We start from the raw sequence: 10,863 nt of genomic DNA, 5'->3' as shown, positions 1-10,863 counted from the left end.
GCGTTTTGACGCAAGGGCGGAGCCTTCGACGCGCACCCGCATAGCGGGTGGTTTTTTGCCCGCCGCGCTTCGCGCGCCGTGCAGGCTCACGAGCCTGAAAAAAGACGAACACCCGAAGGTGTTCGTCCGATTCATCTATGGTGGAGCGTAGGGGGATCGAACCCCTGACCTCAGGCTTGCAAAGCCCGCGCTCTCCCAGCTGAGCTAACGCCCCATGGCATGCACTAGCAGCCATCACTTTGCTCGTTCGGGATTTCGTCAGTTTAAAGAAAATCGGCCGATTCTGGCCCGAAATATAATAAACGCTCCACCGGCTAACTCGGCTCACGGTGGAGCGTTTATCGCAAAGTAATGGTGGGCCCGAATGGATTTGAACCAGCGACCTCACGCTTATCAGGCGTGCGCTCTAACCAACTGAGCTACGGGCCCTTGAAAAAGTGCTTGACTATCTTAAGCCTGTTTCATAGGTGAGGTCAAGAAAAATTTTCCCGATTTCAAAAATGTACACGACACGCCGCGAACGGCACGAGTAGTATCCTCTTAATCAGAATATGAATTATTTCACCTTCCGTGACAGCATCCTCCCTTTCGATGCGCGAAAAGCGACTTATACAGACATTCGAAACTCCAGGATGCAAGAATTTTGACTTATACAGGCAAACCTGCTCCTATTTTATTTCGGAAATGCCTGTATAAGTCGCTTTTCGCGTCCTGGACTCAATGTTTTTGTCACCGGAAGATGGACTTAAGCGGTTAAACATTCCAAAAGTTTAAATAAGCTTGGTTCAATAATGAGACAATAGACATCAAACATAGAAAGCTCAATCTGTAATCATGTTCTCATCGAACTAGAGTAAAGGACAAAGCATGGTTCCGTTGAAAGTGTTGACATTGGTGGTGGCGGGGCAGAACCAGCCGTCCGTGCTGGTTCTGCAACCCGTAGAGGAGACACCAGCGAGGAAGGCGCGCGTTGTGCCCATTTGGATTGGCCCCACCGAGGCGGCACAAATCGGGATGGCACTGGAGCATGTGAAGTTCGCGCGGCCCATGACCCATGACCTCATGCTAGATGCGCTCACCAATTTGGATGCGCGCGTCGATTCCATGGTGATTTACGGATCGAAGGGGCAGATGTTCTTCGCGCACCTGGTTCTTTCCCAGGGAGGACGACTCATCACCTTAGACGCCCGGCCGAGCGACGCCATTGCCCTGGCGCTTCGGCAAGATGCGCCGCTCTATATTGAAGAGACGGTACTTGACGCTTCTTCGTTCCCGTTTCTCTTCAAGGGTGAGAAGCAGACGGAAGAGGAACTGGCGGCGTTCAAGACATTCCTCGACCATATATCCCCCGAGGATTTCGGAGATATCGAACAGCTTTAGTTTTCTTTCATCTGTGATAATATAACTGAACCAGCAAAGTCCGTGTGCGGGCGGGACCTACTACAAAGGAGGTTTCGCCTATGAATGAATTCCTGATTGCTTTGGCCGCCATGGCCAACGTGGTGACAGCTTTGCTATCACTGTGGCGGGAGTATAAGCACCAACGGATGGAGAGGATAGACAAGAGGGACTAGCAGCAACTAGTCCCTCAAGTTGTTAACCCGCTCCGCCCGCTCAACCGTTAACCAAACGACGGGCTTTGCTGGTGTTTCTACTATAGCACGTTTTCTAACGTTTTGCTACTCTTCCGTCGCTTCTCCCTCGTCGCCCAGATCGTCGTCGAGGTCGTCGAGGTCGTCGATGGCGAGAGTGCCTTCCTCGCTCTCCTCCTCGAGCAGGCCCATCTGGTTCTCGTCGGCGGGTGCCGCCTTCTTGGCCTTCTTCTTGCCGGTGGAGGCGATGGCCACCGCGCACACCTTGTCCTTGTCGGCGACGTTCATCACCTTCACGCCCTGGGTGGAACGGCCGAGCTCGGAGATGCCCTTCACCGGGGTGCGCACAATGACGCCGTCCTCGGAGACAATCATGATCTCGTCATCGGGGCCGACGATCTTCATGACCGACAGCAGGCCCTTCTTGTGGGTCATCGTAATGGTGTAGACGCCCTGGCCGCCGCGATGATGCTCGGGGTATTCCTCGATCTTCGTGCGCTTGCCGTAGCCCTTTTCGGTGATGACGAACAGGTCAGTGCCGGGCTTGGCGATTTCCATGCCGAGCACGTGAGCGTCGGCCGGCACGTTCATGCCGCGCACGCCCATGGTGCCGCGGCCCATGGCGCGAGCCTCCGACTCATCCCACAGAATGGCCTTGCCGGCGCTGGACACCATGATGACCTTCTCGCCCTTGGCCACGCGCTTCACGGAGATGAGCTCGTCGCCGTCCTTCAGGTTGATGGCGATGAGGCCGTCGCGGCGCGTGCGGTCGTACTGATCCATGGAGGTCTTCTTCACGTTACCCTGAGCCGTGGCGAACATGAGGAACTCCTCGGCCGGGAAGTCCTTCGTGGCGATAACGGCCGAGATGGACTCGCCCTTCTCCAGCGGCAGCAGGTTCACGATGGCCGTGCCGCGGGCATGACGGCCGGCCTCGGGGATCTCGTACACCTTCAGGCGGTAGACCTTGCCCTTGGTGGAGAAGAACAGCATGTAGGAGTGCGTGGAAGCCACAAACAGGTGCTCCACGAAGTCGGCGTCCTTCAAGTTCACGCCTTGCATGCCCTTGCCGCCGCGCTTCTGCTGGCGGTAGGTGCTCACGGGCAGGCGCTTGATATAGCCGGCCTTGGTCATGGTGACGACCATGTTCTCTTCGGCGATGAGGTCCTCCACCTCGATATCCTTGGCCTCGCCGGTCAGACGGGTGCGGCGCGGGGTGTTGTACTTCTTCTTGATCTCTTGCAGCTCTTCCTTGATGACCTGCTTCAACAGGTTCTCGTCGGCAAGGATCTGTTTGTAGTAGGCGATCTTCTCGCGCAGCTCGGCCAGCTCTTCCTCGATCTTGGTGCGCTCCAGGCCGGTCAGACGGCGCAGGCGCATTTCCAGGATGGCGTTGGTCTGCTTCTCGGAAAGGCCGAAGCGCTCGGTGAGGCGCGCGGCGGCTTCCTTGTCCGTCTCGGAGGAGCGGATGATGTGGATGACCTCGTCGATGTTATCGAGCGCAATGATATAGCCTTCGAGGATGTGCTCGCGCTCCTCGGCCTTGGCCAGCTCGTAGCGGGTGCGGCGGGTGACGACATCTTTCTGGTGCTCGATATAGTAGAAGAGAATTTCCTTCAGCGAGAGCACGCGCGGGGTGCCGTTCACCAGGGCCAGCATATTGCAGCCGAAGCCCACCTGCAGCTGGGTGTGCTTGAACAGCTTGTTCAGCACCACCTGCGGGATGGCGTTGGACTTCAGATCGATGATGATGTCGATGCCCTTGCGGTCGGCGGCGTCGTGGATGTTGCTGATTTCGGGCAGCTTCTTGTCGCGCACTAGCTCGCCGAGTTTCTCCAGCAGGCGCTTGCGGTTCACCTGGTAGGGAATTTCCTTCACCACAATGGAGGCTCGGCCGTTCTTCTTTTCCTCGATCTCGCATTTCGCGCGGATGGTGAGGTTGCCGTGGCCGGTCTCGTAGGCATCCAGAATGCCCTTCTTACCCATGATGAGGCCGCCCGTGGGGAAGTCGGGGCCGGGCATGGCGGTGAGCAGGTCCTCCGTGGTGCAGTCCGGGTTGTCGATCATGAGGCAGGTGGCGTCGATGGCCTCGCCCAGGTTGTGGGGCGGGATGTTGGTGGCCATGCCGACGGCGATGCCGTTCGAGCCGTTGACCAGCAGGTTCGGGAAGCGCGACGGCAGCACCGTAGGCTCCTGCAGCGACTCGTCGTAGTTGGGCTGGAAGTCGACCGTCTCCTTGTCCAGGTCACGCAGAAGTTCCATAGCCGGCTTGTCGAGGCGCGCCTCGGTGTAACGCATGGCAGCGGCGGAGTCGCCGTCGATGGAGCCGAAGTTGCCGTGGCCGTCGATGAGAGGCAGGCGCAGGCTGAAGGGCTGCGCCAGGCGCACCATGGTGTCGTACACGGCGGAGTCGCCATGGGGATGGTACTTGCCGATCACGTCGCCGACGGTACGGGCCGACTTCATGTGCGGCTTGTTCGGCGTGTAGCCGGACTCGTTCATGGCGTACAGGATGCGGCGGTGCACCGGCTTCAGACCGTCGCGCACGTCGGGCAGGGCGCGGGAGACGATAACGGACATGGAATACTCGAGGAAGGAGGTCTGCATCTCCTTGCCGAGGAATGCCGCGCGCACGATGGTGCCCTCGCCGCCGTTGGCGCCCTCGATGATGGAGCCGTGGGGGTTTGGCATGTCGACCATCAGCGAGCGGGCGCGCTCCTCCTCGGAGATGAAGCCGGGCTCGTTGCCGTCCTCGTCGGCGTCTTCCACGTCTTCTTCTTCATCAAGGGTAGAGCTGGCACTGGCGAGTTCCGCGTCGTCGTCGCCCTCATCGTCGGTGTTCACTTCCTCGGCCAGGTACAGGGCGTCCTCCTCGGCGGCCTCTACCTCGTCGCGGTCGTCGTCGAATTCGTCAAAGTTATCAGCCATTTAGCTCTCCTAAATATCCAGGAAGCGGACGTCGCGGGCGTGTTTCTGGATGAACTCCTTGCGAGGCTCCACCTGCTCGCCCATAAGCTCGCTCACCACGCGCTCGGCCTCCACGGCATCGTCGATGTTCACCTGCAAAAGCGTGCGGGTTGCCGGCTCCATGGTGGTTTCCCACAGCTGCTCGGGGTCCATCTCGCCGAGACCCTTGTAGCGCTGAACATCGAACTTGCTGGGGTCGTCGTACTCGGCCAGGGTGGCGGACAGCGCCTTCTCGTCGTAGATGTAGCGCTCGACCTTCGGGCTGCGAGAATTCTTCTTCTTCAGGCCGAAGATGGGCGGCTGGGCAATGTAGATGTAGCCGAGGTTGATGAGCTCGGGCATGTAACGGTAGAAGAACGTCAGCAACAGGCAGCGGATGTGCGCTCCGTCGACGTCGGCATCGGTCATGATGATGATGCGATGGTAACGGGCCTTCTCGGCGTCGAAGTCCTCGCCGATGTTGGTGCCGATCGCGGTAATGAGCGAGCTGATGGTATCGGAGGACAGCGAGCGGTGCAGACCGGCACGCTCCACATTCAGAATCTTACCGCGCAGAGGCAGGATGGCCTGGAACTTGCGGTCGCGGGCCTGTTTGGCCGAACCGCCTGCGGAATCGCCCTCTACAATGAAGATTTCGGACTGGGAGGCGTCCTTACTGGCGCAGTCGGCGAGCTTGCCGGGCATGCTGAATGAATCGAGCACGTTCTTGCGGCGGGTCATCTCGCGGGCCTTGCGCGCAGCCTCGCGGGCCTTCAGCGCCTGGGTGGCCTTGCCGATGATGCGCTTGGCCGGCGTGGGGTTTTCCTCCAGGTACTCGCCGAGGCCCTGGGCGACGGCATTCTGCACCAGCGGGCGGATCTCGGTGTTGCCGAGCTTCGTCTTCGTCTGGCCCTCGAATTGCGGATCGTGCAGCTTCACGGAGATGATGGCCGCCAGACCCTCGCGGGCGTCCTCGCCGGAGAGGTTCGGATCCTTCTCCTTCAGAAGGCCCTTCGAGCGGGCGTAATCGTTGATGGTACGCGTAATGGCCTGCTTGAAGCCGTCCATATGCGTGCCGCCCTCATGGGTGTTGATATTGTTGGCGAAGGCCATGACGGAGTTGGTGGAATAGGAGCTGGACCACTGCAGGGCCACTTCCACGGTGCCGTCGGCGTTCTCGGCCTCGAAGTAGATGGGCTTGTTCAGGGTTTCCTTGCCGTCGTTCAAGAACTTCACGAAGTCGACGATGCCGCCCATGGCCTGGAAAACCTCAGTACGGGGGTTGCCGTCGGCGTCAGTGATGCGCTCGTCGGTGAGGATGATCTTCAAGCCGCGGTTCAGGAAGGCCATCTCGCGGAAACGGGCGGCCAGGGTGTCGTAGTCGTACACCGTGGTCTCGGTGAAGATGTCGGGGTCGGGCCAGAACGTGACCGTGGTGCCCGTGTGCTTTGCCTTACCGATCTCGTGCAGCTTGGTTTTGGTCTTGCCGTGATCGAAATCGATCTCGTATTCCTTGCCATCGCGGCGCACCTGCACTTCCACCTTAGTGGAAAGGGCGTTCACAACGGAAACGCCGACGCCATGCAAACCGCCGGAAACCTTGTAGCCTTCACCGCCGAATTTGCCGCCAGCGTGCAGAATGGTAAGCACGACCTCGACGGTGGGGATCTTCTCCTTGGGATGCTTGTCCACGGGAATACCGCGGCCGTTGTCCTCGCAGGAGATGGAATTGTCGGGATGGATGGTCACCTTGATGGTATCGCAGTACCCGGCCAGGGCCTCGTCCACGGAGTTGTCGACCACCTCGTAAACCAGGTGGTGCAGACCGCGGGGGCCGGTGGAGCCGATGTACATGCCCGGGCGTTTGCGAACAGCTTCAAGTCCTTCTAGAACTTGAATGTCAGAACCGTCGTAGTGATCTGGTTTGTTTGCCACTGACACTCCTTCGCTCTCGGAACAAAAGAACGCGCCCAGATGCGGGCGCCGAATGAGTGTCAATTATAGCATGGTGAAATCGTATTTCGACCGAAAGTCGCGGAACGGGGCTGTTATGAGGCTGTTTGAGGGCCTATGTTGCGGTTCGGTGAAGACTTTGCCAGGAAGTGTGGAAAATGGGGCTTAAATCACGCGAGAAATGCACAGAGTTAATACTTTAGGGACTCGAATGGGACGATCCTACGGTTTTGGCGGGTCACACCAACGGCAAGTGGATAACATTGCTCTTGTTCAACATGGCCTCATTAAAGTAATCGATGTTCGCTGTGGTGATAAAGGTCTGGCTACCACCTTCCATAGCGGTCACCAGCGCATCGCGTCGTCGGCCGTCCAGCTCGCTCATCACATCGTCAAGAAGGAGCACCGGCTTCTGCTCGATGATCTCCTCGATGACGGCCGCTTCAGCCAGTTTATACGAGAGTACAATGGAGCGCTGCTGTCCCTGACTTCCGTAGATTGAAGCGTTTTCCCCATCGAGAGTGAATACGATTTCATCGCTATGAGGTCCCACCACTGCCCGGCCGCGCCGCCGCTCTTCCTCCGCGCGCTCATGAAGCGCGCGGGCCAACGCCTCGCGGGCTTCGTCGCGGGTAAGGGGCTCAACCGTTTCCTCTGGCGCTCCTTTTCCCCACGAGGGAACATAGACGGCGTTCAAACAATCGCGTCCTTGAGAAATCTCCTGGTACTTTGCAGTCAGATGAGGGAGCAGCCGCTCAAATAACGCGATGCGATAGATCGTGAGCTGAGCTCCCACCGTGACGATCATCTCATTGATGGCCTCCACAAGGGCAACATCGGCCTCCTCTTTGAGAAGGCGATTCTTATGGCGAATCACCTTCTCATAATCACGCCGTACCGTGTAGTAGCTTTTATTTACCTGAGCGCCCAACGTGTCCAACGATGACCGCCGCCCGCTGTTCGGCCCTTTTACCAAATCGAGATCATCAGGCGTAAAAACGACCGAGGGAATGACTCCTTTCAAATCGATCGGCCGTTTCGCCTTTCCATTGAGCCGATACTTGCGCGTACGACCATCAAGCGTGAGGTCGATATCAAGACGCCGATTGCCGTCAGTTGCCTGCATGGATACGCGACTACGCTCCTCGCCGTGGCGAATCAACTGATCAGCCGTACCATGTCGGAACGACGTGAGCGCCGTAAGCAGCTGGATGGCCTCGATGAGGTTCGTTTTGCCAACAGCGTTCTCCCCCACAAGTACGGTGATGTCCCCAAGCTCGTTTAGAGCCGCATCCTCATAGTTGCGAAAATTCCGCAAAGAGAGGCTTTCAATACGCAGGGTCATTTAGGAGATGCGCACAGGCATGACGAGGTAGAGGAAGTTTTCCGGCTCAAGCGCGCGGAAGATGCCCGGCTTCAACGCCGATTGCACTTCAAGATACACCTCGTCGGTGGCGATGGATCCGAGGCCATCCAACACATAGGCGTAGTTGAAAGCGATTTCCACATCTTCGCCCTCGATAGCGCAGGAGATGATCTCCTGGGCGCTACCCACATCCTGGGATGCTGCGGAAATCTGCACCGTTTGGGAGGCATTGTTCAAATCGAAACGCACCGGCGAGGAGGTGGAGCCGAGCAACGAGGCACGACGGACGCTGGCCACGAGCTTATCCACCTCGATGGTAGCGCGAGTAGCGTAGCCGTCGGGAAGCAGCTGCTTGTAATTGGGGAAGTTGCCTTCAATGCGGCGGTTGATAAACACCGTGTCCTCGCAGGTCACGACGATCTGATTGTCGGCCAAGGCCAGAGACACCGGCGACTCCGTTTTCGGCAGCGACGCGATTTCCGATAGGAAGCTACCCGAGATGACCGCATGGAACTCATCGGCTGAGGAGTTCGGCAGGGGCGCATCCGTGATGGCGAGACGATAGGAGTCGGTGGCCACCATGCGCAGCACGCCGGCCTCCAGGGTAATGAGGACGCCTGTGAGAATAGCGCGGGACTCATCCTTGGATACGACGCGAGAAACACGCTTGACCATAGTGGAAAACTGATGGAAGGGAATTTCTATCTTCTGGTGAACGTCTACACGGGGAAAACCGGGGAAATCTTCAGCGTTCAAGGCGCGGATAGAGAACGAAGACGTGTCGCAGGTGACGAAAGCCTGCTCATCGGTAGCCTCGACATGGACCGCAGCATCGGGAAGGTTCTTCACAATCTCCGAGAACAGCTTACCGGGCACCACCGTGCGGCCTTCCTCCTCAACGAGCGCGGCCACGGAGTATTGAATGGAGAGCTCCAAGTCGGTGGCTTGGAGGATGATTTTGTCGCCGGCGGCCTCGATGAGGATACCGGACAAGACAGGGAGCGTCGATCGAGTGGAAACCCCTTTGAGGACAATGGACAGGGCGTTGGCAAGCTCGGTGCGATTGATACTGAATTTCAAGGGATGCCTCTCTTCGTAATGGCCTGAGCTGAAACAGAAGATATCGTGCGGGTATTATAACGCCGGAAAACAGGGAAACGGAGAGGCCGCGCAGAGTTGTCTGACTAATGGTTGATTAGTTTTACACCCTTTTCTCGCTCCGCTAGTGGAAAAAGTGGATAACTTCCTCTTTCCCCAGCGCAAGCAGTGGATAACCGTCCTTTTCACTGAGTGGATATCGAAGGTAAAGATGGTTGACAGTTTTAGCTAACAATTCACTGTCGATTTTTCTTTTCAAAAACGACGCGGTGAGCTGGGGTTTTGTAAATTATGTCAGGGTAATTCTCTTTAAACGCACCTATGTTCGAACAAGATCGTGCTTGATGGGAATTTTCTTCTCAAAGGCATGGGAAGCAGCTGAGAAGGGTTATCGAGAGCCTCTGTCAAGGTTTTTGGGCAAAGTTTTTCACTTTTTCCTCTTTGAATGACAGCCGTTAGGAATTCTCGAATTCCGAGTTTTCCACTTTTACTGAATATTTGGTTGATAAGTCGGAATTCTTCAGAAAATCGCAGGTAGTTCAGTTTCGGTTTTCCACTTTTACTGAACAAATAGTGAATTACTCATCACTGGTTATGAAATGCGCAGGTAGATACCTTGTAAAATGATGAAACACGTTACAATATCCTGAAAAATTCTTGAAACGACGAATTGAACGGCGAACAAAACGGAATGATCTTGGAAACCATGGAACAACATACTTCTCTTCACGACGAAACTCCCCAGGGGGCTTCCTTCGACTATTCCTTCGTCGACACCGTGGGGCGCATCGCTCTCTACGACGACCTGCGCAGCGCACCACGGGTTGTGGAGATAAAGCCCGCCGACACGGCGGCTTATATCGAGGCGCTCGCCTCCACGGTGTACGAACAGTCCCATGGCGCAGGGGGAACCATCCCTTACACCGTTATTCGGGAGGTTTCCGAAAATTTCATCCATGCGCGCTTCAAAGAGGTAGTGGTCTCCATTCTCGACAAAGGGAACACCATCCGCTTCGCCGATCATGGCCCCGGCATCCCCTCGAAAGAAAAAGCCCAAATGCCAGGGTTTTCTTCTGCCGTCGAGCCTATGAAAAACTATATTCGGGGCGTCGGGTCGGGCCTTCCCATTGTGCGGGAGTACCTCGAATCGTCCCATGGCACCATTACCATCGAGGACAATTTGGGAACCGGCGCCGTCGTCACCGTCAGCTTGGTGCGTGAAGAAGACGATCCTCTGGACGACTGGGACGAAACCGACGTGCTGAGCAGCAAGGGAGAGTATATCCCAAGCTCGTCCTACGCTTCGGAAACCGCCGTGGTCCATCAGCCCTACGGAGCGCCCCTCACAGCTGGCGCCGAACCCTACCCCTCCAATCCAGCCGGAATCTATCCCTCCATGGGCTCATCCAGCGCACCAGGGGAGACTCCCTACCCACCCGCCTACGCGCCGCAAGGCTACAGCGCAGTACCCGCGGCTCCAGCTCCCGTACCGGCTCCCTCTTACGGAACCCCTTACCAGGGATATCCGAGCTACGGGGCCTATGGAGCCGCCCCAACTGCCTATCCGGCCTACGGAGCAGCGCCAGCACCGGCGGCGTATCCGGGTTACCCGAGTGCCGTCATGCCGGCGCCCGCCCTCTCCGAACGCGAGCGAATATTCCTGAAGCTTCTCCTTAAGGAAGGAACCCTCCGGAACAAGGATTTCAGCGACCTGACCGAGACGCCGGCCTCCACCACCAACACCACCCTCAATCGGCTGCGAGAGGCAGGTTTGGTGGAAATGGTCGGGAAACAGCGGGCCCTCACCCCTTACGGCCGACAGATCGCACAGGGTCTCTAAGACCCAAGCCTTGCCAATTTGCTAGAATTGCCCTGAAAGCGGAGAACCACGGCAAAAACGCCGGCGGA

The 10,863-nt window shown here is 57.4% G+C and carries 6 protein-coding genes and 2 tRNA genes; 2 read left to right on the top strand and 6 right to left on the bottom strand.

Annotated elements, in window-relative coordinates; all coding sequences use genetic code 11:
• Positions 1-138: 138 nt before the first annotated feature.
• Positions 139-214, bottom strand: a tRNA-Ala gene (locus ACYVRU_RS10200).
• A gap of 138 nt (positions 215-352) precedes the next feature.
• Positions 353-429: transfer RNA gene (locus ACYVRU_RS10195), tRNA-Ile, on the bottom strand.
• A gap of 438 nt (positions 430-867) precedes the next feature.
• On the opposite strand from ACYVRU_RS10195, the gene ACYVRU_RS10190 reads away from it, so the two are divergent.
• Positions 868-1,380: a bifunctional nuclease family protein gene (locus ACYVRU_RS10190; RefSeq protein ID WP_114549489.1), complete on the top strand. Its 513-nt coding sequence runs from the start codon at positions 868-870 to the stop codon at positions 1,378-1,380.
• Between the two features lie 299 nt (positions 1,381-1,679).
• Here ACYVRU_RS10190 and gyrA read toward each other — a convergent pair whose 3' ends face one another.
• From gyrA to dnaN, 4 genes are all read right to left on the bottom strand, one after another.
• Positions 1,680-4,283, bottom strand: a complete 2,604-nt coding sequence (gyrA, locus tag ACYVRU_RS10185; protein ID WP_202427902.1) for a DNA gyrase subunit A — start codon at positions 4,281-4,283, stop codon at positions 1,680-1,682.
• Positions 4,284-4,529: 246 nt separating this feature from the next.
• A complete protein-coding gene (gene gyrB, locus ACYVRU_RS10180; RefSeq protein ID WP_114549491.1) occupies positions 4,530-6,473 on the bottom strand; it encodes a DNA topoisomerase (ATP-hydrolyzing) subunit B in 1,944 nt (647 codons plus the stop codon).
• Between the two features lie 256 nt (positions 6,474-6,729).
• Complete coding sequence (gene recF, locus ACYVRU_RS10175; protein WP_288220509.1) at positions 6,730-7,836, bottom strand: DNA replication/repair protein RecF; 1,107 nt, start codon at positions 7,834-7,836, stop codon at positions 6,730-6,732.
• Complete coding sequence (dnaN, locus tag ACYVRU_RS10170) at positions 7,837-8,937, bottom strand: DNA polymerase III subunit beta (protein ID WP_114538853.1); 1,101 nt, start codon at positions 8,935-8,937, stop codon at positions 7,837-7,839.
• Between the two features lie 709 nt (positions 8,938-9,646).
• Between dnaN and ACYVRU_RS10165 the strand changes: the two genes are divergently transcribed.
• Complete coding sequence (locus ACYVRU_RS10165) at positions 9,647-10,795, top strand: ATP-binding protein (protein WP_461186104.1); 1,149 nt, start codon at positions 9,647-9,649, stop codon at positions 10,793-10,795.
• The last annotated feature ends 68 nt before the right edge of the window (positions 10,796-10,863 follow it).

The sequence above is a fragment of the Adlercreutzia sp. CNCM I-6216 genome (assembly GCF_977113345.1).
This window is presented reverse-complemented; position numbering and strand designations above follow the sequence as displayed.